The following is a 19,961-nucleotide window of genomic DNA, read 5'->3' as shown; positions in this document are numbered from 1 at the left end:
GAACGCGACAGATCCTGTCCACAGGCGGCGAAACTTCCTTCGGTTGATTGCACAGTCGCAGCGCTTCGGCCTTACTGACTGCTCAACAAAAACAACACCAAGGAAGTGTCATGCGTATTGTTCCGTTCCAGTACCTGGCTCTCGCGGCCGCGATCCTGAGCTGTTCCTCGGTTTACGCCGCCAATCTGGAGGGCGGCGCGGTGGCTGCACCTGATCAATATGGTGCACAGGTAGCCGCCGATATCCTGAAAAAGGGCGGCAACGCGGTAGATGCTGCAGTGGCCACGGCATTCACCCTGGCGGTGACGTACCCCGAGGCCGGTAACATCGGCGGTGGTGGCTTCATGACCCTCTTCGTTGACGGCAAGCCGTACTTCCTCGACTACCGCGAGGTTGCGCCCAAGGCTGCCACGCGCAACATGTACCTGGACGACAAGGGCGAGGTGATCGAGAACCTTAGCCTGGTCGGTGTACGCGCCGCTGGCGTGCCCGGCACGGTGATGGGCCTGTGGGAGGCGCACAAGAAGTTCGGCAAGCTGCCCTGGAGCGAGCTGCTGACCCCGGCCATCGGCTATGCGAAAAACGGCTTCAAGGTGGCGGAAAAGCAATACCAGTACCGCAACGATGCCCAAGGCATGTTCAAGACCGCGACCAACTTCAACGACTACTTTGGCAACATGAAGGTCGGCGAGTTGTTCAAGCAGCCGGAAATGGCACAGACCCTGGAACGTATCGCCGACAAGGGCGTAAGCGAGTTCTACCAGGGCAAGACCGCCGACTTGCTGGTGGCCCAGATGCAGGCCGACAAGGGCCTGATCACCAAAGAAGACCTGAAGGACTACAAGGCCGTATGGCGTGAGCCCATGGCCGTGAGCTGGCGTGGCAACGTGGTCTACACCGCGCCACCGCCAAGCTCCGGCGGTGTTGCCCTGGCCCAGCTGCTGGGCATCAAGGAAGACCGCGCGGCGGACTTCAAGGGGGTGGCGCACAATTCGGCGCAGTACATTCATTTGCTGGCCGAGATCGAGAAGCGGGTGTTCGCCGACCGGGCGGATTACCTCGGCGACCCAGCTTTCACAAAAGTGCCTGTGGACAAGCTGGTGGCCAAGGATTATCTGGCCAAGCGCGCTGCGCAGGTCAACCCGAAGGCCATTTCCGACACCGACAAGGTCAAGCCGGGCCTGGAGCCGCACCAGACTACGCATTTCTCGATCGTCGACAAACAGGGCAACGCGGTCAGCAACACGTACACCCTCAACCTCGACTACGGCAGTGGCGTGGTGGTGAAGGGGGCGGGCTTCCTGCTGAACGACGAGATGGATGACTTCAGCGCCAAGCCGGGGGCGGCGAATGCCTTTGGTGTGGTCGGTGGCGATGCCAACGCCATCGAACCGGGCAAGCGCATGCTGTCGTCCATGAGCCCCAGCCTGATGACCCGTGACGGCAAGGTCGAGCTGGTGATCGGCACCCCGGGCGGGTCGCGGATCTTCACCTCGATCTTCCAGGTGATGAATAACCTGTATGACTACGGCATGCCGCTGGACAAGGCCGTGGCGGCGCAGCGCGTGCATCACCAGTTGCTGCCCAAGGACACCATCTACTTTGACAGCTATGCCCCGCTGACCGGGCCGGTGGCTGATGAGTTGAAGACGATGGGCTACGTGCTGGAAGACCAGGGTTGGGAGATGGGCGATATCCAGGCGATACGGGTGGAGGGTGCGAAGCTGGAGACTGCTTCCGATCCACGTGGGCGTGGGGTGGGGATGATCGTCAAGTAATACCTGTCAGCACGCCGGGAGGGCCTTGCCTTCCTGGCGCGACACAAGGGCGCTTCCCCAAAGACCGGCATACGTCGATCAATGGGGTAGCGGCCTTGTGTCTCTCCAGCGCCGAAGGTCAGACGCGGAACTGACTGACCAGCATCTGCAACTGCCCACCCAACCGTGCCAGCTCAACACTCGATGCTGCTGTCTCGTCGCTGGCCGCTGCGGTCTGCTCCGACACATCCCGCACATTCAGGATGCTGCGGCTGATTTCTTCAGCCACCGCACTCTGCTGCTCCGCCGCCGCAGCAATCTGCTGGTTCATCGACTGGATGCCCGAAACCGTACTGGTGATGTTTTCCAACGAGGCGCCGGCCTTGCGTGCCAGCTCGACGCTGCTGTCGGTCAAGGTACGGCTGCCCTGCATGGCGTTCGCCACTTGCTGAGTACCCTGCTGCAGGCTGGCAATCAGCTCTTCGATCTCTTCGGTGGACTTCTGCGTGCGCTGGGCCAGGCCACGCACTTCGTCGGCGACCACGGCAAAACCACGCCCGGCCTCGCCAGCACGTGCCGCCTCGATCGCCGCATTGAGCGCCAGCAGGTTGGTCTGTTCGGCTACCGACTTGATCACGTCCATCACGCTGCCGATTTTCTGGCTTTCCTGCTGCAGCAGATTCATGGCCTCGGTGGAACGATGCATGTCCTCGGCCAGGCGCTCGATCTGGCCAATCGCTTCACCCACTACGCGGTCGCCAGCGCGGGCTTCGTCGTCGGCATTGGTGGCGGCATGCGAGGCCTGCTCGGCGTTGCGCGCGACCTCCTGAACGGTGGCGGCCATTTCGTGCATGGCGGTGGCCACCTGGTCGGTCTCAACCTTCTGGCTGTTGGCGCCGGCGCTGGTCTGTTCGGTGACTGCCGACAGCTCTTCGGCGGCGCTGGCGATCTGCGTGACGCCATCACGGATGCCACTGATCAGCTCGCGCAGGGTCGTGCCCATGCGCGCGATGCCCTGTTGCAGCACACCCAGTTCATCGCGGCGGGTGACGCGCAGGTGCTGGGTGAGGTCGCCGCTGGCGATCTTCTCCACCGCCACGAGGGTGTCGTGCAGCGGGCGGGTGATCTGACGGGTAATCAGCACCGCTGCCAGCACGCCGACCAGCAGCGCCAGTAGCGTGGCGATGGCCTGCAGGCTGCGAGCCTGGCTGCTCTCGATGTCGCGGCGCTCCAGCTGGATCTTGTACAGCGCATCGCTGCGCTTGACGATATCGGCACCCTGCACGGTCATTTCGGCGCGTGAGGTGGTGATGTTGGCGACCGCGTCGCGGAACTGGCTAACGGCGTTGCGGTAGGCCAGCACCGCGCTTTCGAACTGTTGCAGGCGAGCTTCTTCGGTAGGCAGCTGGCGCTTGAGGTTGTCGACATCGGCCAGTGCGGCGTCCAGCTGGCGCAGAGCGGCTTGCTCGTTGGCGGCACTGTTGTCGGCAATATAGCCACGCACGTCGATGCGCACCTGCAGCAGTTGCTGGCGGGCCTTGCTGATCAGCTGGTACTGGGCCAGGCGCGTGCTGTCGGCTTCTGGGCGCGCCATTACTTCCTGACTGAGCACGTCCATGGCCTGGTCGGCGCGGGAGGCTGAGCTGTCCATGGCTGTACGTGCGGAGCGGGTAGCGTCGTAGCCTTGGCGCATCTTGTTCAGCGACAACTTGTAGGCGCTGATGGTCTCGCCCAGTTCACCCAGCAGCTTGACGTTTTCCGGGCTCTTGAAGGTGCTGGCCAGGTAGGCCTGTTGCTTGCTGAAGGCGTCCAACTTGGCTTGGGTGTTGGCGGCTGCAGCATCGTCGCCGTTGGCGATCATGTACTGCAGGCGCGCGATGCGCAGGTCGGTGAGGTCCTTGTTCAGCTGGCCAATGTCACCCATCCAGTTGCTGCGATCGATCAGGCTGCCGAGGCTGGTCCAGCCGGTCAGAGCCAGCAGGCCGGTAAGGACCAGCACCAGGCCGAAGCCCAGGCCGAGTTTGAGGTTGACGCTGATGTTGGCGAACCAGCTGTTCATGCACGCTCTCCAGAAGTAGTTTTCGCTCGCTTGATCTTCGATCGCCAGGCGTTGTTGTTCTGGGTGCCCGCTGACTCGTGCAGGGGTTATCGGCAATGAATGCGGAAGCTGAAACGCTTTTTCAGCAAAATATGAGCAAGCGCTCTGGCGCGGGCGCTGTGGGAGCGGGTTCACCCGCGAAGCAGGCGACGCGGTAGGTGGCACCAGCTTTGCCAGTGTTCGCGGCTACCGCCGTTCCTGAAGCGACCGCGTCAGCCTGTCGGGCCGGGTATCAGAGGTTGCGCGAACTGAAAGTATCGCAGCTGTTCACCTCACCTTGGGCAAACCCGGCCTTGAACCAACGCACCCGCTGCGCCGAGGTGCCATGGGTGAACGAGTCCGGTACCACGCGGCCACGGCCTTGCTGTTGCAGGCGGTCATCGCCAATGGCATTGGCTGCGTTGAGTGCCTCCTCGACATCACCCGGCTCCAGCCAGTTCAGGCGCTTCTGTGCCTGGTAGGCCCATACCCCGGCCAGGCAGTCGGCCTGCAGTTCCTGGCGCACCAGCAACCCGTTGTCACCCTCCATGCGCTGACCGCTGCGGCGGGCGGCATCGACCTTGGCCGAAACACCCAACAAGGTCTGCACATGGTGGCCGATTTCGTGGGCGATCACATAAGCCTGGGCGAAGTCACCAGCTGCCGCGAAGCGGGTTTCCATTTCGCGGAAGAACGACATGTCGAGGTAAACCCGCTGGTCCGCCGGGCAGTAGAACGGTCCCACCGCCGCCGATGCAAAGCCACAGGCTGAATTGACCTGGCCACTGAACAGTACCAGTTTAGGGTCGCGGTATTGCTTGCCGGCTTCAGCGAACAGCGCTTTCCAGGTGTCCTCGGTATCGCCCAGGACCGAGGCAACGAACTCGGCTTGCTGGTCATTTGCCGGTGGCGCCTTGCCGCCCGCCCCACTGGGCGCCGTCTGCTGTTGTTGCTGCTCCATCTGGCCGGTGAGCTGGCCAAGAATCTGCAACGGGTCCTGCCCGGTGAGCCAGCCGATGCCGACAATCAGCAGTATTGCCCCGAGGCCCAGCCCCTTGCCGCCGCCGAAACGCATGCCGCCGCCACCGCCACCTTCGCCTCGGGCATCGACCACGTTGTCGCTGCGTCGGCCTTTTCGCCATTCCATGAATGCTCTCCGGAGCGTGAAACAAGTAGACAAGATTAGTCCACGACTGCGCCTGGTGTCAGACCAAGGTGTTAACCCATAACCAAATGGTTATGTTTAAAGCAGCTCAATTCAATATTCATCGCGCGCGACATGCTCGAAACTGCAAGTCCGCCTGCCACGCCCAGGCGTTCTCATAATTCCAAGAGAGGAAACCGGCATGCCCGCCCAGGACAACAGCCGCTTCGTGATCCGTGATCGCAACTGGCACCCTAAAGCCCTTACGCCTGACTACAAGACGTCCATTGCCCGCTCGCCGCGCCAGGCACTGGTCAGCATTCCACAGTCGATCAGTGAAACCACTGGTCCGGACTTTTCCCACCTGGGCTTCGGCGCCCACGACCATGACTTGCTGCTGAACTTCAACAACGGTGGCCTGCCGATCGGTGAGCGCATCATCGTTGCCGGCCGCGTCGTCGACCAGTACGGCAAGCCTGTGCCGAATACCCTGGTAGAGATGTGGCAAGCCAACGCCGGCGGCCGCTATCGCCACAAGAACGACCGCTATCTGGCACCGCTGGACCCGAACTTCGGTGGCGTCGGCCGCTGCTTGACCGACCGTGATGGCTACTACAGCTTCCGCACCATCAAGCCGGGCCCGTACCCATGGCGCAACGGCCCGAACGATTGGCGCCCGGCGCACATCCACTTCGCCATCAGCGGCCCGTCGATTGCCACCAAGCTGATCACCCAGCTGTATTTCGAAGGTGACCCCCTCATCCCGATGTGCCCGATCGTCAAGTCGATCGCCAACCCTGAAGCCGTGCAGCAGTTGATCGCCAAGCTCGACATGAGCAACGCCAACCCGATGGACTGCCTGGCCTACCGCTTCGACATCGTGCTGCGCGGCCAGCGCAAGACCCACTTCGAAAACTGCTGAGGACCCCGCCATGCCAATCGAACTGCTGCCGGAAACCCCTTCGCAGACCGCCGGCCCCTACGTGCACATCGGCCTGGCCCTGGAAGCGGCCGGCAACCCAACCCGCGACCAGGAAATCTGGAACCGCCTGGCCAAGCCGGACGCGCCGGGCGAGCATATTCTGCTGCTCGGCCAGGTATACGACGGTAACGGTCACCTGGTGCGCGACTCGTTCCTGGAAGTGTGGCAAGCCGATGCCAATGGCGAGTACCAGGATGCCTACAACCTGGAAAACGCCTTCAACAGCTTTGGCCGCACCGCCACCACCTTCGATGCCGGCGAATGGACCCTGCACACGGTCAAGCCGGGTGTGGTGAACAACGCCGCTGGCGTGCCGATGGCGCCGCACATCAACATCAGCCTGTTCGCGCGGGGGATCAACATCCACCTGCACACGCGCCTGTATTTCGATGATGAGGCCCAGGCCAATGCCAAGTGCCCGGTGCTCAACCTGATCGAGCAGCCGCAGCGCCGCGAGACGCTGATTGCCAAGCGTTGCGAAGTGGACGGGAAGACGGCGTATCGCTTCGATATCCGTATTCAGGGGGAAGGGGAGACGGTGTTCTTCGACTTCTGAATTAACGCCTGGGGCTGCAACGCAGCCCCAGCGATCCGACGATCAGCGCCGAACCAGCAGCACCCCACTCTCCATGTGATGGGTATACGGGAACTGGTCAAACAACGCGCAACGCTCAATGCGGTGGGTATCCTGCAACTGGGCAATGTTCGCCGCCAGTGTTTCGGGGTTGCACGAGATGTACAGGATCCGCTCGAAACGCCGGGTCAGCTCACAGGTATCCGGATCCATCCCGGCCCGGGGTGGGTCGACGAACACGGTACCGAACTGATAGCGCTTCAGGTCGATGCCTTCCAGGCGACGGAACGGTCGCACCTCATTCAGCGCCTGGGTCAGCTCCTCTGCCGACAAACGCACCAGCCGCACGTTATCCACAGCGTTCTCGTCGAGGTTGCTCAGCGCAGCATTGACTGACGTCTTGCTGATCTCGGTCGCCAGTACCTGACGCACGCGAGTGGCCAGCGGCAGGGTGAAGTTGCCATTGCCGCAATACAGCTCCAGCAGGTCATCCTCACGCTCGCCCATCGCCTCGAAGGCCCAGCTGAGCATCTTCTGGTTCACCGCACCGTTGGGCTGGGTGAATGCGCCTTCCGGCTGGCGATAGCTGAACACACGGCCGGCCACGTCGAGTTTTTCCACCGCATAGTCTCGGCCGATCACCAGGCGCTTGCCCTTGGAGCGGCCAATGATGCTCACGCCCAGGTCCTCGGCCAATTGCCGCGCCGCCACTTCCCAGGCCTCGTCCAGCGGGCGGTGGTAGCACAGGGTGACCATGGCATCGCCAGCCAGGGTGGTAAGGAACTCCACCTGGAACAGGCGGTTGCCCAGCGCTTCGCTAGCCTGCCAGGCCGCCTTCAGGCGTGGCATCAACTCATTGATGCGCTGGCTGGCGATTGGGAAGTCTTCGATCAGGATTGCCTTGTGCTTCTCGCCCGGGGCAAACATGGCGTAGTGGCGTTGGCCGTCCTCGCGCCACAGGCGGAACTCGGCGCGCAGGCGGTAGTGCTCGCGCGGCGAGTCGAAAACAGCCGGCTCCGGCGCGCCAAACGGCGCCAGCAGCTCGCGCAGCCGGGCCACCTTGGCGTCCAGCTGGGTGGCGTAGGAGGAGGGGTCGAAAGCAGCACTCATGCGTTGAACCAGCCCAGCTTGATGACGAACAGGATGGAAAGGATCACCAGCGCCGGGTTCAGGTCGCGGTGGCGGCCCGAAATCAGCTTGACGGCAGTCCAGGAGATGAAGCCGAAGGCGATGCCGTTGGCGATCGAGTAGGTCAGCGGCATCGCCAGGGCAGTCACTACAACCGGCGCGGCTTCGGTCACGTCGTCCCAGTTTATTTCTGCCAGGCCCGAGGCCATCAGCACTGCGACGAACAGCAGCGCCGGGGCAGTGGCGAAGGCAGGTACGCTACCGGCCAGCGGGGCGAAGAACAGCGCCAGCAGGAACAGCACGGCAACGACGATGGCGGTCAGGCCAGTGCGGCCGCCGGCGCTCACGCCAGCAGCGGACTCGATGTAGCTGGTGGTGGTCGAAGTACCCAGCAGCGAACCGGCCATGGCGGCGGTGCTGTCGGCGATCAGGGCACGGCCCATCTTCGGCATGTGGCCATCCTTGCCCATCAGCCCTGCGCGCTTGGCCACGCCGATCAGGGTGCCGGAGTTGTCGAACAGGTCGACGAACAGGAAGGCGAAGATCACGCTGACCAAGCCCACGTCCAGCGCGCCAGCGATGTCCAGTTGCAGGAAGGTCGGCGCCAGCGATGGTGGCATGGACACGATGCCGCCGAATGGCGTAACGCCCATCACGATCGAAGCGACGGTCACTGCCAGGATGCCGATCAGCACGGCGCCGCGGACCTTCAGCGACTCCAGGCCGACGATCAGGAAGAAGCCCAGGGTAGCGAGGACCGGAGCCGGTTGCTTGAGGTCACCCAAACCTACCAGGGTGGCCGGGTTATCGACGACGATACCCGCGTTATGCAGCGCGATCAGCGCCAGGAACAGGCCGATACCAGCGGCAATTGCCGAGCGCAGCGGCAGCGGGATGCTGTTCACGATCCATTCGCGAATGCGGAAGATCGACAGCAGGAAGAACATCACCGCCGACAGGAACACTGCACCCAGCGCCACTTGCCAGGTGTGGCCCATGTGCAGCACCACGGTGTAGGTGAAGAACGCGTTCAGCCCCATGCCCGGCGCCAGGGCGATCGGGTAGTTGGCGATCAGGCCCATGGTGGTGGAGCCGATGGCCGCGGCCAGGCAGGTGGCAACGAAGATCGCCCCCTTGTCCATGCCGGTCTCGCCGAGAATGCTCGGGTTGACGAACAGGATGTAGGCCATGGCCAGGAAGGTAGTGACGCCCGCGAGAATCTCGGTGCGCACGTTGGTGTTGTGTGCTCTTAGTTGAAACAGCCTTTCCAGCATGCCCGCTCCCCAAGGCGCCCCCGGCGCCATGAATGTATCGACCCCATCAGCAAAGCACAGACCGTACCGGTTGCCGTGGTTTTGTGTGGGGCGGAAAAAAGCCGCGCATCATACCAGCATGCATGGCGGGGGCCTATGGCCGTTGGGGAATGGGTTTTCGCAGCCTGTGCAGGCGATCGCGCCACAACAGGCAACCCATCAGCCGTTATGCAACCGGTCCCGCTTGGCCAGTGTGGGGAATAGCTTTATCCACACCCCGGTCACCACCAACGTGCCCACCCCACCCATCACTACCGCTGGCACTGTGCCAAACCAGTGCGCCGTCACCCCGGATTCGAACTCACCGAGCTGGTTTGAAGCACCAATGAACAGCCCGTTCACCGCGCTCACGCGCCCGCGCATTTCATCGGGCGTTTCCAGCTGCACGAATGAACTGCGAATGACCATGCTGATCATGTCTGCCGCGCCCAGCACCACCAGCACCGCCAGCGAGAACCAGAACGAGGTCGACAGGCCGAAGGCAATGGTTGCCACACCGAAAATGCCTACGGCGGTGAACATGGTGCGCCCGACGTTGCGCTCGAACGGGAAGCGCGCCAGCCACAGTGACATCAGCAACGCGCCCACCGCTGGTGCCGAGCGCAGCAGGCCGAGGCCCATCGGGCCGGTCAGCAGAATGTCCTTGGCGAATACCGGCAGCAACGCCGTGGCGCCGCCCAGCAGCACGGCGAACAGGTCCAGCGAAATGGCGCCGAGGATGTCGGGGCGGCTGCGGATGAAGCGGATGCCCGCCAGCAGCGACTCGATGCTGGCACGCCCGCGCTGGGCGACCTGGCCGCGCGCCTGCAGGCTCAGTGTCAGTACGCAGGCGATGGCGTACAGGGCCACGGTGGGGCCGTATACCCAGATGCTGCCGAAGGCATACAAGAAGCCACCCACCGCTGGCGCGACGATGGTCGCCGACTGCGTGGCCGACGCCGACGCCGCCACTGCCCGGGGGAACAGACTGGGCGGCACCACATTGGGCAACAGTGCCTGGGTCGCGGGCATTTCGAACGAGCGCGTCGCGCCGAGCACGAAGGCCAACGCGAAAATCAGCTCGCGGGTGACGTTGTCGGTGGCGCTGCCCACGGCCAGCGCCAGGGCAATCAGCCCCTGCAGGCTCTGGCACACGGCGGCGACCTTGCGCCGGTCATAGCGGTCGGCGACATGCCCGGTGTGCAGCATGAACAGCACCCGTGGGGCGAATTCGACCAGGCCGACCAGGCCCAGGTCCAGCACGTTGCCGGTCAACTGGTAGAGATGCCAGCCAATGGCCACGGTGAGCATCTGAAAACCGCTGGCGGTGAACACACGGGCCAGCCAGAAAGCCAGGAAAGGGCGGTGGTGACGCAACAACTGCGGTGCGGAATCGGACATCGGAAACCAAGGGCCTCGGCGCAGTAGAGGAGGGGGCGCAGCGTATCATCTGTTTGTAACAAGCGGTTACTGTTTGCCCGAATCGGCAGCTTTCAACGCGGCACGATAGAGGGTGGGGCAACCGGTCACGCGGCAATCAACCGCACGGCCCATCTGGCCATTCGGGACTATGCTTCCTAGCAGTCGTTGATCTGGGTCAATCGTTCCAGAGCTAACGAGTTGGCCCTATGGGCCGGAATCCCTGCGATCGAACAGAACAATTCCAACGCGCCGTGCTCGACCAAGTGGGGGCAGTGGGCGACGGGGCCACAAGCCCAGACGCCGGATTATCTGAAGAGGAAGCACCATGTTCGGAATAGAGGCTTTAGAGCTCGCCCGAATGCAGTTTGCCTTTACCGTGTCGTTCCACATCCTGTTCCCGGCCATCACCATTGGTTTGGCCAGTTACCTGGCAGTCCTCGAAGGCCTTTGGCTGCGGACCCACAACCAGGTCTATCGTGACCTCTACCATTTCTGGTCGAAGATCTTCGCCGTCAACTTCGGCATGGGCGTGGTCTCGGGCTTGGTCATGGCGTATCAATTCGGCACCAACTGGAGCCGCTTCTCCGATTTTGCCGGCGCCGTCACCGGCCCATTGCTTACCTACGAAGTCCTCACCGCCTTCTTCCTCGAGGCCGGTTTCCTGGGGGTCATGCTGTTCGGCTGGAACCGTGTCGGCCGTGGCCTGCACTTCTTCTCCACGGTAATGGTGGCACTCGGCACGTTGGTCTCGACGTTCTGGATTCTGGCCTCCAACAGCTGGATGCAAACCCCGCAAGGCCACGAGATCATCGATGGCCGGGTGGTACCGGTGGACTGGCTGGCAGTGGTGTTCAACCCCTCGTTCCCCTACCGCCTGATGCATATGGCCACGGCTGCGTTCGTTTCGACCGCGTTCTTCGTCGGTGCCTCGGCGGCCTGGCACCTGCTGCGTGGGCGGGATAACCCGGCAGTGCGCAAGATGCTGTCGATGGCCATGTGGATGGCGCTGATCGTCGCCCCTATCCAGGCTGTGATCGGCGATTTCCACGGGCTCAATACGCTCAAGCACCAACCGGTGAAAATTGCGGCGATCGAAGGGCACTGGGAAAACGTGCCCGGCGAGCCGACCCCGCTGATCCTGTTCGGCATCCCCGACATGAAGGCCGAGACTACCCGCTTCAAGGTCGAAATTCCGGCGCTGGGCAGCCTGATCCTGACCCACAGCCTGGACAAACAGGTCCCGGCGATGAAGGAGTTCCCGCCTGAAGACCGACCCAACTCAACCATTGTGTTCTGGTCGTTCCGGGTCATGGTCGGCCTCGGCTTCCTGATGATCTTCGTGGGCCTTTGGAGCCTGTGGCTGCGCAAGCGCGGCACGCTCTACAGCTCTCGGCCGTTCCTGCATGTGGCGCTGTGGATGGGGCCCTCCGGGTTGGTCGCAGTGCTGGCCGGCTGGTTCACCACCGAAATCGGCCGCCAGCCGTGGGTGGTGTACGGCCTGATGCGCACCGCCGACGGTGTGTCCAACCACAGTTACGCCCAGCTCGGTTTTACCTTGGTAGCCTTCGTGGTGGTGTACTTCGCGCTGTTCGGCACTGGCCTTGGTTACATGATGCGCCTGGTGCGCAAAGGCCCGCAGACCGGTGAGGGGGACGAGACCAACCCCGGTGGCCCTGGCACCAAACGCACCCCGGCGCGGCCGCTGTCCGCCGCCGATGATGGCCACGAGGCCAACACCGTCAGCCTGAACAAGGGGAACTGAGCCATGGGTATCGACCTTCCGCTGATCTGGGCCGTGATCATCATCTTCGGCGTCATGATGTACGTGGTGATGGATGGTTTCGACTTGGGGATCGGCATGCTCTTCCCGTTCGTCAAGGGCGAGCATGACCGTGATGTGATGATGAACACCGTCGCCCCGGTGTGGGACGGCAATGAAACCTGGCTGGTACTGGGTGGGGCGGGGCTGTTCGGGGCGTTTCCGATGGCCTATTCGGTGGTGCTCGAAGCGCTTTACCTGCCGTTGATCCTGATGCTCATTGGTCTGATTTTCCGCGGCGTGGCCTTCGAGTTCCGCTTCAAGGCCACCGCCGAGAAGCGGCATATCTGGGACAAGGCGTTCATCTGGGGTTCGCTGATTGCCACCTTCTTCCAGGGCGTGGCACTGGGCGCCTTCCTGGAGGGCTTCAAGGTGGTCGACCGGCATTTCGCCGGTGGCACGCTCGACTGGCTGACCCCGTTCAGCCTGTTCAGCGGGCTGGGGCTGATCGTGGCCTACACCTTGCTGGGTTGCACCTGGCTGATCATGAAAACCGAAGGGTCGCTGCAGAAAACGATGCACGACATTGCCCGGCCACTGGCGCTGGTGCTGCTGGCAGTGATCGGTATCGTCAGCCTGTGGACGCCCATTGCCTACCCGCAGATCGCCGACCGCTGGTTCAGCATGCCCAACCTGCTGTGGTTCATGCCGGTGCCGCTGCTGGTGCTGGTGACTTTCTACGGGTTACTGAAGGCGGTGGCGCGCAATGCGCACTACACGCCATTCCTGCTCACCCTGGTGCTTATCTTCCTTGGCTATAGCGGCCTGGGCATCAGCCTGTGGCCGAACATCATTCCGCCGTCGATCTCGATCTGGGATGCCGCATCGCCACCGCAGAGCCAGGGCTTCATGCTGGTGGGCACGCTGTTCATCCTGCCGTTCATCCTCATGTATACCTTCTGGAGCTACTACGTGTTCCGCGGCAAGGTGACCCACGAAGACGGCTATCACTAGGAGGGCCCCATGATGACTGGCAAGCATGGCTTGGAAGAGAAGAAGCCACTGTGGCAGCGGCTGGGTTGGCTGGTGCTGATCTGGGCGATGAGTGTTGCAGCGCTGGGGGTGGCGGCCTGGGTGATGCGGCTGTTCATGGGGGCTGCTGGCCTTACCACCCATTAAGAAAAGCGGAGTCTTTGTGGGAGCGGGCTTGCCCCGCGAACACCGGCGAAGCCGGTGACAGTCACCGCGGTGTCCAGTTCGCGGGACAAGCCCGCTCCCACAGCTTGAGCCTAGGGCGCCTACTTGCGGGCTTTCAGGATGACGAACTTGGGCGTAGCTGCTACCTGTTCAACCCCACGGAACAACCGCGCCAGCTTGCTGTGGTAGCCCAGGTGGCGGTTACCCACGATATACAGCGCCCCACCCACCACCAGCGCTTCGCGCGCCTGCTGGAACATGCGCCAGGCGAGAAAATCGCCCACTACCTGCTGCTGGTGGAACGGCGGGTTGCACAACACAACGTCCAGCGACTGCTTTTCGACCCCGGCCAAGCCATCGGCCGCCTCGAAAACCGCCGGGCGTTCACCCAGTGCAGCTTGCCAGTTCTCCCGCGCCGATTGCACCGCCATGTACGATTCGTCAACCAAGGTGTACTCGGCATCGGGGTTGGCCAGTGCGCTTGCAATCGCCAGCACACCGTTGCCACAGCCCAGGTCGGCTACCCGCGCACGGCCAAGGTCGCGTGGCAGGTGCGGCAGGAATGCCCGGGTACCGATATCCAGGCCCTCACGGCAGAACACGTTGGCATGGTTGATCAACTCCAGCGCCGGCACGTCGAGGCGGTAGCGGCTGGGATAGGGGGAGCGGGTGGCAGGCCGTTCGGCCACCGTAGCGGTGAGTAAGCGGGCCTTTTTCTGCGCCAGCGAGGCCTGTACCGGGCCGATGTACTTTTCCATCAGCTCACCGGCTGCACGAGGCAGGTGCTTGATCATTGCCCCGGCAATCACCTGCGCACCGGGTGCGAGGTGCCCCTGCAGGCGAATCAGTTGCTCTTCGAGCAGGGCCAGGGTCTTGGGCACACGTACCAGCACCCGGTCAAACGGGCCTTGCCAATGTTCGCTGGCCGTCACGAACGGAACACTGTCGAACGGCAGGCCATTGCGCGCCAGGTTCTTTTCCAGGGCCAGGTGCGCCAGATGCGAATCGCCACTGCTGACCACCTGCAGCTTGCCAGCCAGGCTGGCGGCCAAGGCACCGAAACTGTCGTTGAGCACCAGTACCCGGCAGTTTTCGGCAGGTGCCTGTTCGTGCAACTGCGCAAGCAGGTACTCGTCGGCGGCATCAAAAGCCTGCAGCGGGTCGTTGGCCTGCTCCGGCTGGCGGATCAGGTCGAGTTCGGCGTAGGGGGTGGTCAACAGGGGCATGGCGTCTGGCTCGGGTATGAAACTGCCCGTTGCGGTTCGCCCCGGGCTTTGCCGGGCGATTCTACAGGGCTTTGCCCAAGGTCGCAGGTTTGAAGGTCAGATCCAGCCACGCAGGGCGGCGATAGCGATGGCGCCGGCCTTGTTGGCGGCGTTGGTCTTGGTGATGACGCTGCGGATATGGAAGTTCACCGTGCTTTGCGACAACGACAATATGCAGGCAACATCGGCAGCGGTCTTACCGGCGGCCGACCATTTCAGCACTTCCAGTTCGCGCTCGCTCATTTTCGGCTGCGGTGGGCACAGCGCGCTCAGGTGGTGTTCGCCCAGCACGGAATGCAGGGTGTGGCACAGCCACTGCACGCTGCCGGCTTTGTCGTAAAGTTCGTTGATGCTGATGTCGCCGACAGGGCGGGCCACGCTGATCTGGCTTTCGTTGTGCTGCAGGTCGTGCAGTGACTGTGTCCAGCCATGACGCAGGCCATGCCGGCAAGCCGCTTCACGATAGTGCGGGGCTTCGCGATACAGGTCGTCAGTCCAGAGTACTGGCATGGTCGAGGTATGGCTGACATTGGCGGCCGGGTCCTGCTTGTAGAACTCGTCGCGCTGGTAACGCTCGATCCATTCATCTGGGTAGTTGCTGTACAGGTAGACCCTGGGCGTCTGCGTGGCGATCTGGATGCGAATGTTCAACCCGAGGTAATCCATGCCCAGGTCCTGTGCCAGGTGCACTGCGATGTCGAACAGCTTCCGCGGGCTGCGTTCGCTGACAAACGCATGTAGATGCTCAGGTTTCCAGTGAAGCATCTGAAACACTCCTTAGGGTTACAGGATCCAATCCGTTTGAGTACCCGGGTCATTGTAGGAAAAGACCTACCATGGCGTTGGGATTTTTTTGTTATAGCGGTCATGTTTTTCTGCGACTTCGGCACAATCACCCTCAATGTGGCCCTACAAAGCGATGGTTTTTATCCGGGCCACTTTAAGCGACACTGTGCACACGCCAAACCTGGAGCCCCCTATGACCGCTAGCGCCGAAAAATTCACCCGCCAGACCCTGCTCGATGTTCAGCCACTGACGCCGAACCTCTTCAGCCTGCGGGTTACGCGCGATGCCGGGTTCCGCTTCCGTTCCGGCCAGTTTGCCCGCCTGGGCGTGGCCAAGGCTGACGGCAGCGTGGTGTGGCGCGCCTATTCCATGGTCAGCGCGCCGCATGACGAGCACCTCGACTTCTTCTCCATCGTGGTGCCAGGCGGCGAGTTCACCAGTGAACTGAGCCGGCTGGGTGCGGGCGATACCTTGCTGATCGACCGCCAGGCCTTCGGCTTTCTCACCCTCGACCGGTTTGTCGGTGGACGCGACTTGTGGCTGCTGGCTACCGGTACCGGGATTGCCCCGTTCATGTCGATTTTGCAGGACTTCGAGGCCTGGGAGCGCTTCGACAATATCAAGCTGGTGTATTCGGTGCGTGAAGCCCAGGAACTGGCCTATGTGGAAGAAATCGCCGGGCTTGAGCAGCGCGATTACCTGGCTGAGTTTGCCGGCAAGCTGCAGTTCATCCCGGTGGTGACCCGCGAGCAGCACCCGGGGGCGTTGAACCAGCGCATTACCACCTTGATCGAGAATGGCGAGCTGGAGAAGGCTGCGGGGCTGGAATTTTCGCCCGAGCATTCGCGGGTGATGCTCTGCGGTAACCCGGAAATGATCGACGAGACGCGCAAGGTGTTGAAGGCGCGTGACCTTCAACTGAGCCTGAGCAAGCGACCGGGGCAGGTGGCTGTAGAGAATTACTGGTAAAGCCAGTGGGGCTGCCAGGCAGCCCCGGCATGCTCAAGGCAAGCGGTTCTGGTTCTGCGTCTTGAGCAAGTCGCGAATTTCGGTCAGCAAGGTTTCTTCGGCAGAAGGTACCGGCGGTGCAGTCGGCGCCACGGCCTCCTCACGTTTCAGGCGGTTGATCACCTTCACCCCCATGAAGATGGCAAAGGCCACGATCACGAAGTCGATCACGGTCTGGATGAACTTGCCATACGCCAGCATCACCGCCGGCACATCACCTTGGGCTGCCTTCAGGGTAATGGCCAGGTCGCTGAAGTCCACGCCCCCGATCAGCAGGCCCAGTGGCGGCATGATCACGTCGCCGACGAAGGACGAGACGATCTTGCCGAAGGCCGCGCCGATGATGATACCAACCGCCATGTCGACGACATTGCCTTTGACCGCGAAGGCCTTGAACTCATTGAGCATGCCCATGTTTAGATCCTTGTAACAAAAGGTAAGGTTAACGCAGTGTAAGCCACTAGAACGCTTCATGCGCTGTGTTCAGGGGTAGTGACTGTAGTTAGAACGAATAGTTTTGTCGCATCCCGATGCGTTCGAGACACGTCCTGCTCGGCTATCATGGCGGTTTTTTCCAGGAGACCCCACCCATGGCCAAGGCCAAGCGCTTGTATGGCTGCACCGAGTGCGGCGCGACCTTCCCCAAATGGGCCGGCCAGTGCGGCGAATGCGGGGCCTGGAACACCCTGGTCGAAACCATGATCGAAAGCGGCGGTGCCGCGGCGCCCAGTAGCGGCCGCGCCGGCTGGACCGGGCAGCAGGCGCAGATCAAGACCCTGGCCGAGGTCAGTGTCGAGGAAATCCCGCGTTTCACCACCAGCAGCACCGAGCTGGACCGCGTGCTCGGCGGCGGCCTGGTGGATGGTTCGGTGGTGCTGATTGGTGGCGACCCCGGCATTGGCAAGTCGACCATCCTGCTGCAGACCTTGTGCAATATCGCGGTGGGCATGCCGGCGCTGTATGTCACCGGTGAAGAGTCGCAGCAGCAGGTCGCCATGCGCTCGCGGCGCTTGGGCCTGCCGCAGGACAAGCTCAAGGTGATGACCGAAACCTGCATCGAGACCATCATTGCCACGGCGCGGGTCGAAAAACCGCGGGTAATGGTGATCGACTCGATCCAGACCATTTTCACCGAGCAATTGCAATCGGCCCCCGGCGGCGTGGCCCAGGTGCGCGAAAGCACGGCATTGCTGGTGCGTTACGCCAAGCAGAGCGGTACGGCGATATTTCTGGTCGGCCACGTGACCAAGGAAGGCTCGCTGGCCGGCCCGCGGGTGCTGGAGCACATGGTCGATACCGTGCTGTATTTCGAAGGCGAGTCCGATGGCCGTCTGCGCCTGCTGCGGGCGGTGAAGAACCGTTTTGGCGCGGTTAACGAACTGGGCGTGTTCGGCATGACCGACCGTGGCCTGAAAGAGGTGTCCAACCCGTCGGCGATCTTCCTCAACCGTACCCAGGAAGAGGTGCCCGGCAGTGTGGTGATGGCAACGTGGGAGGGCACGCGGCCGATGCTGGTCGAGGTGCAGGCGCTGGTCGACGACAGCCACCTGGCCAACCCGCGCCGGGTGACCCTGGGCCTGGACCAGAACCGCCTGGCCATGCTGCTGGCGGTGCTGCACCGCCATGGTGGTATTCCGACCCATGACCAGGACGTGTTCCTCAACGTGGTCGGCGGGGTGAAGGTGCTGGAAACAGCTTCGGACCTGGCGCTGCTGGCGGCGGTGATGTCCAGCTTGCGCAACCGGCCGTTGGCCCATGGCCTGCTGGTATTTGGCGAGATCGGCTTGTCGGGTGAAGTGCGGCCAGTGCCTAGTGGGCAGGAACGTTTGAAGGAAGCAGCCAAACATGGCTTCAAGCGGGCGATCGTGCCCAAGGGCAATGCGCCAAAAGAGGCGCCGGCGGGGTTACAGGTGATAGCCGTGACACGGCTGGAACAGGCGCTGGACGCATTGTTCGAATAGTGAGCAGGAGCGAGCAAGCTCGCTCCTGCTGGCGGTCAGTGCTCGGCCACCGCCGTGCGCCTGACCGTTTCATTACCGTGCTCGTCCAGTTCCAGCATCGGCACTTCATTACCTTCGGCATCGAACAGCTTGCCATCCTTGAAGTAGTCGCCATCTCGCAGCGCGGAAATGTCCGAATACTGGATAGTGCGCTCGTAGGCTGCAGCGAACACCGACTGGTTTTCCGAGTTGCCGGTGGTGAAGTGGTTGAAGATCAGGTTCAGCAGAATGGCCATGATCGCTGCCGAGCTGATGCCCGAGTGGAAGATGGTCTCGAACCAGTTCGGGAAGTGGTGGTAGAAGGTCGGTGCGGCAATCGGGATCATGCCAAAGCCCAGCGAGGCCGCGACGATGATCAGGTTGACGTTGTTCTTGTAGCTGACCTTGGACAGGGTACGGATACCACTGGCCGCTACGGTTCCGAACAGCACGATGCCGGCGCCGCCCAGCACCGGGGTCGGCACGGCAGCAATCACCCGGCCCATGATCGGCAGCAGGCCGAGCACCACCAGGATGACGCCACCGGTGGCCACCACGTAGCGGCTCTTGACGCCAGTCACGGCCACCAGGCCGACGTTCTGGGCGAATGCGCTTTGGGTGAACGAGCCGAAGATCGGTGCCAGGATGCTCGATGCCATGTCGGCGCGCAGGCCGTTGCCCAGGCGCTTGGAGTCGACCTTGGTATCGATGATTTCACCTACGGCGAGGATGTCGGCCGAAGTTTCCACCAGGGTCACCATGATCACGATGCACATCGACAGGATCGCGGCGATATGGAATTCCGGCATGCCGAAGTGGAACGGCGTAGGGAAGGCGAACATCGGGCCTTCAGTGACCTTGCTGAAGTCAGCCATGCCCAGCGCCCAGGCGATCAGCGTGCCGACCACCATGGCCAGCAGGATCGACAGGCGCGAGATGGTCGCGCTGCCGAGTTTGCTCAGCAGTAGCACGATGGCGAAGGTCAGTGCCGCCAGGCCGATGTTGGCCACGCTGCCGAACTCGGGCGAAGCGCTGTTGCCGCCCATCACCCAGCGGGCAGCTACCGGCATCAGGGTCAGGCCGATGGTGGTGATGACAATGCCGGTCACCAGCGGTGGGAAGAACTTGGTGATGCGCGAGAACACCGGGGTGATCAGGAAGCCGATCAGCGATGCCGCCATGACCGCACCGAGCACGCCCGGCAAGCCGCCGCCGCCCTCGCTGCTGAGGATGGCCCCCATGGTCGCCACACCGGCGAACGATACGCCCTGCACCAGCGGCAACTGGCAACCAAAGAACGGCAGGCCGAGGGTTTGCAGCAAGGTGGCCAAGCCACCGGCAAACAGCGAGGCGGCGATCAGCATGCCAATTTCAGCGCCGTTCAGGCCAGCGGCCTGGCCCAGGATCAGGGGTACCGCAACGATCCCGCCATACATGGTCAGCACATGCTGCAGACCATAGGCCAGGTTGGCACCCAACCCGAGGTTTTCGTCCTCGGGGCGCTGGGCGGGAGACGTGCTAGGGGACGTAGTCATGGAGCAGGCTCTCTGTTTATTGTTGTGCCGCTACTGTAGACACTTCCTACAAATC

17 protein-coding genes are annotated in these 19,961 nt (G+C 62.6%); 8 read left to right on the top strand and 9 right to left on the bottom strand.

Annotated features, from left to right (window positions below):
- The first annotated feature begins 110 nt into the window (after positions 1-110).
- Positions 111-1,778 carry a gamma-glutamyltransferase gene (gene ggt / locus E8E68_RS15855; RefSeq protein ID WP_266032254.1) on the top strand — a complete coding sequence of 556 codons (1,668 nt, stop codon included), beginning with the start codon at positions 111-113 and terminating at the stop codon, positions 1,776-1,778.
- 118 nt (positions 1,779-1,896) lie between these two features.
- On the opposite strand, the gene E8E68_RS15850 is transcribed toward ggt, so the two are convergent.
- Together E8E68_RS15850 and E8E68_RS15845 are read right to left on the bottom strand one after the other, a co-directional pair.
- The gene (locus tag E8E68_RS15850; RefSeq protein WP_280342757.1) at positions 1,897-3,816 is read right to left on the bottom strand and encodes a methyl-accepting chemotaxis protein; all 1,920 of its coding nucleotides are present in this window, start codon (positions 3,814-3,816) and stop codon (positions 1,897-1,899) included.
- Positions 3,817-4,087: 271 nt separating this feature from the next.
- A complete protein-coding gene (locus E8E68_RS15845; protein ID WP_110742501.1) occupies positions 4,088-4,981 on the bottom strand; it encodes a neutral zinc metallopeptidase in 894 nt (297 codons plus the stop codon).
- Between the two features lie 199 nt (positions 4,982-5,180).
- Here E8E68_RS15845 and pcaH point away from each other — a divergent pair, with 199 nt between their 5' ends.
- Positions 5,181-5,900: a protocatechuate 3,4-dioxygenase subunit beta gene (gene pcaH, locus E8E68_RS15840; RefSeq protein ID WP_051100860.1), complete on the top strand. Its 720-nt coding sequence runs from the start codon at positions 5,181-5,183 to the stop codon at positions 5,898-5,900.
- 10 nt (positions 5,901-5,910) lie between these two features.
- Positions 5,911-6,516 carry a protocatechuate 3,4-dioxygenase subunit alpha gene (pcaG, locus tag E8E68_RS15835; RefSeq protein WP_003251601.1) on the top strand — a complete coding sequence of 202 codons (606 nt, stop codon included), beginning with the start codon at positions 5,911-5,913 and terminating at the stop codon, positions 6,514-6,516.
- A 42-nt stretch (positions 6,517-6,558) separates the two neighbouring features.
- Here pcaG and trmA read toward each other — a convergent pair whose 3' ends face one another.
- The 3 genes from trmA to E8E68_RS15820 form a co-directional block, all read right to left on the bottom strand.
- On the bottom strand, positions 6,559-7,644 hold the full coding sequence (trmA, locus tag E8E68_RS15830) for a tRNA (uridine(54)-C5)-methyltransferase TrmA (protein ID WP_280342751.1): 1,086 nt from the start codon (positions 7,642-7,644) through the stop codon (positions 6,559-6,561).
- The gene (locus tag E8E68_RS15825) at positions 7,641-8,936 is read right to left on the bottom strand and encodes an NCS2 family permease (protein WP_266032257.1); all 1,296 of its coding nucleotides are present in this window, start codon (positions 8,934-8,936) and stop codon (positions 7,641-7,643) included. The genes trmA and E8E68_RS15825 overlap by 4 nt, the downstream gene beginning before the upstream one ends.
- A gap of 198 nt (positions 8,937-9,134) precedes the next feature.
- Entirely contained in the window at positions 9,135-10,355 is a 1,221-nt protein-coding gene (locus E8E68_RS15820) for an MFS transporter (protein ID WP_110742504.1), read from the bottom strand.
- A 346-nt stretch (positions 10,356-10,701) separates the two neighbouring features.
- Here E8E68_RS15820 and E8E68_RS15815 point away from each other — a divergent pair, with 346 nt between their 5' ends.
- From E8E68_RS15815 to E8E68_RS15805, 3 genes are read left to right on the top strand one after another with little or no spacing between them, the layout of a single operon-like run.
- Positions 10,702-12,138, top strand: coding sequence for a cytochrome ubiquinol oxidase subunit I (locus tag E8E68_RS15815; protein WP_266032258.1), 1,437 nt, complete (start codon positions 10,702-10,704; stop codon positions 12,136-12,138).
- A 3-nt stretch (positions 12,139-12,141) separates the two neighbouring features.
- The gene (gene cydB / locus E8E68_RS15810) at positions 12,142-13,149 is read left to right on the top strand and encodes a cytochrome d ubiquinol oxidase subunit II (RefSeq protein ID WP_266032259.1); all 1,008 of its coding nucleotides are present in this window, start codon (positions 12,142-12,144) and stop codon (positions 13,147-13,149) included.
- Between the two features lie 9 nt (positions 13,150-13,158).
- Positions 13,159-13,314: a DUF2474 domain-containing protein gene (locus E8E68_RS15805; protein WP_016489104.1), complete on the top strand. Its 156-nt coding sequence runs from the start codon at positions 13,159-13,161 to the stop codon at positions 13,312-13,314.
- 119 nt (positions 13,315-13,433) lie between these two features.
- Here E8E68_RS15805 and E8E68_RS15800 read toward each other — a convergent pair whose 3' ends face one another.
- A complete protein-coding gene (locus E8E68_RS15800) occupies positions 13,434-14,558 on the bottom strand; it encodes a methyltransferase (protein ID WP_266032260.1) in 1,125 nt (374 codons plus the stop codon).
- Between the two features lie 96 nt (positions 14,559-14,654).
- The gene (locus tag E8E68_RS15795; RefSeq protein WP_266032261.1) at positions 14,655-15,362 is read right to left on the bottom strand and encodes an autoinducer binding domain-containing protein; all 708 of its coding nucleotides are present in this window, start codon (positions 15,360-15,362) and stop codon (positions 14,655-14,657) included.
- A 214-nt stretch (positions 15,363-15,576) separates the two neighbouring features.
- Between E8E68_RS15795 and E8E68_RS15790 the strand changes: the two genes are divergently transcribed.
- Positions 15,577-16,353, top strand: coding sequence for a ferredoxin--NADP reductase (locus E8E68_RS15790; protein WP_110742509.1), 777 nt, complete (start codon positions 15,577-15,579; stop codon positions 16,351-16,353).
- Positions 16,354-16,386: 33 nt separating this feature from the next.
- Here the strand turns inward: E8E68_RS15790 and mscL are convergent, their stop codons facing one another.
- Complete coding sequence (gene mscL / locus E8E68_RS15785) at positions 16,387-16,806, bottom strand: large-conductance mechanosensitive channel protein MscL (RefSeq protein ID WP_266032263.1); 420 nt, start codon at positions 16,804-16,806, stop codon at positions 16,387-16,389.
- A gap of 176 nt (positions 16,807-16,982) precedes the next feature.
- On the opposite strand from mscL, the gene radA reads away from it, so the two are divergent.
- Positions 16,983-18,353: a DNA repair protein RadA gene (gene radA, locus E8E68_RS15780; protein WP_110742511.1), complete on the top strand. Its 1,371-nt coding sequence runs from the start codon at positions 16,983-16,985 to the stop codon at positions 18,351-18,353.
- A gap of 35 nt (positions 18,354-18,388) precedes the next feature.
- Here the strand turns inward: radA and E8E68_RS15775 are convergent, their stop codons facing one another.
- Positions 18,389-19,906, bottom strand: a complete 1,518-nt coding sequence (locus E8E68_RS15775; RefSeq protein ID WP_110742512.1) for a nucleobase:cation symporter-2 family protein — start codon at positions 19,904-19,906, stop codon at positions 18,389-18,391.
- Between the last annotated feature and the right edge of the window lie 55 nt (positions 19,907-19,961).

The organism is Pseudomonas sp. BN607, from assembly GCF_029871175.1.
Taxonomy (GTDB): domain Bacteria; phylum Pseudomonadota; class Gammaproteobacteria; order Pseudomonadales; family Pseudomonadaceae; genus Aquipseudomonas.
The sequence above is the reverse complement of the archived record's forward strand: the minus strand, read 5'-3'. Positions and strand labels throughout refer to the sequence as shown.

What these genes read in the sequence shown, in the direction of transcription:
- mscL (WP_266032263.1), bottom strand. Translation starts at nt 16,806, where the DNA reads ATGGGCATGCTCAATGAGTTCAAGGCCTTCGCGGTCAAAGGCAATGTC.
- pcaG (WP_003251601.1), top strand. Translation starts at nt 5,911, where the DNA reads ATGCCAATCGAACTGCTGCCGGAAACCCCTTCGCAGACCGCCGGCCCC.
- E8E68_RS15850 (WP_280342757.1), bottom strand. Translation starts at nt 3,816, where the DNA reads ATGAACAGCTGGTTCGCCAACATCAGCGTCAACCTCAAACTCGGCCTG.
- radA (WP_110742511.1), top strand. Translation starts at nt 16,983, where the DNA reads ATGGCCAAGGCCAAGCGCTTGTATGGCTGCACCGAGTGCGGCGCGACC.
- E8E68_RS15800 (WP_266032260.1), bottom strand. Translation starts at nt 14,558, where the DNA reads ATGCCCCTGTTGACCACCCCCTACGCCGAACTCGACCTGATCCGCCAG.
- E8E68_RS15815 (WP_266032258.1), top strand. Translation starts at nt 10,702, where the DNA reads ATGTTCGGAATAGAGGCTTTAGAGCTCGCCCGAATGCAGTTTGCCTTT.
- E8E68_RS15805 (WP_016489104.1), top strand. Translation starts at nt 13,159, where the DNA reads ATGATGACTGGCAAGCATGGCTTGGAAGAGAAGAAGCCACTGTGGCAG.
- pcaH (WP_051100860.1), top strand. Translation starts at nt 5,181, where the DNA reads ATGCCCGCCCAGGACAACAGCCGCTTCGTGATCCGTGATCGCAACTGG.
- ggt (WP_266032254.1), top strand. Translation starts at nt 111, where the DNA reads ATGCGTATTGTTCCGTTCCAGTACCTGGCTCTCGCGGCCGCGATCCTG.
- E8E68_RS15790 (WP_110742509.1), top strand. Translation starts at nt 15,577, where the DNA reads ATGACCGCTAGCGCCGAAAAATTCACCCGCCAGACCCTGCTCGATGTT.
- E8E68_RS15820 (WP_110742504.1), bottom strand. Translation starts at nt 10,355, where the DNA reads ATGTCCGATTCCGCACCGCAGTTGTTGCGTCACCACCGCCCTTTCCTG.
- trmA (WP_280342751.1), bottom strand. Translation starts at nt 7,644, where the DNA reads ATGAGTGCTGCTTTCGACCCCTCCTCCTACGCCACCCAGCTGGACGCC.
- cydB (WP_266032259.1), top strand. Translation starts at nt 12,142, where the DNA reads ATGGGTATCGACCTTCCGCTGATCTGGGCCGTGATCATCATCTTCGGC.
- E8E68_RS15795 (WP_266032261.1), bottom strand. Translation starts at nt 15,362, where the DNA reads ATGCTTCACTGGAAACCTGAGCATCTACATGCGTTTGTCAGCGAACGC.
- E8E68_RS15845 (WP_110742501.1), bottom strand. Translation starts at nt 4,981, where the DNA reads ATGGAATGGCGAAAAGGCCGACGCAGCGACAACGTGGTCGATGCCCGA.
- E8E68_RS15825 (WP_266032257.1), bottom strand. Translation starts at nt 8,936, where the DNA reads ATGCTGGAAAGGCTGTTTCAACTAAGAGCACACAACACCAACGTGCGC.
- E8E68_RS15775 (WP_110742512.1), bottom strand. Translation starts at nt 19,906, where the DNA reads ATGACTACGTCCCCTAGCACGTCTCCCGCCCAGCGCCCCGAGGACGAA.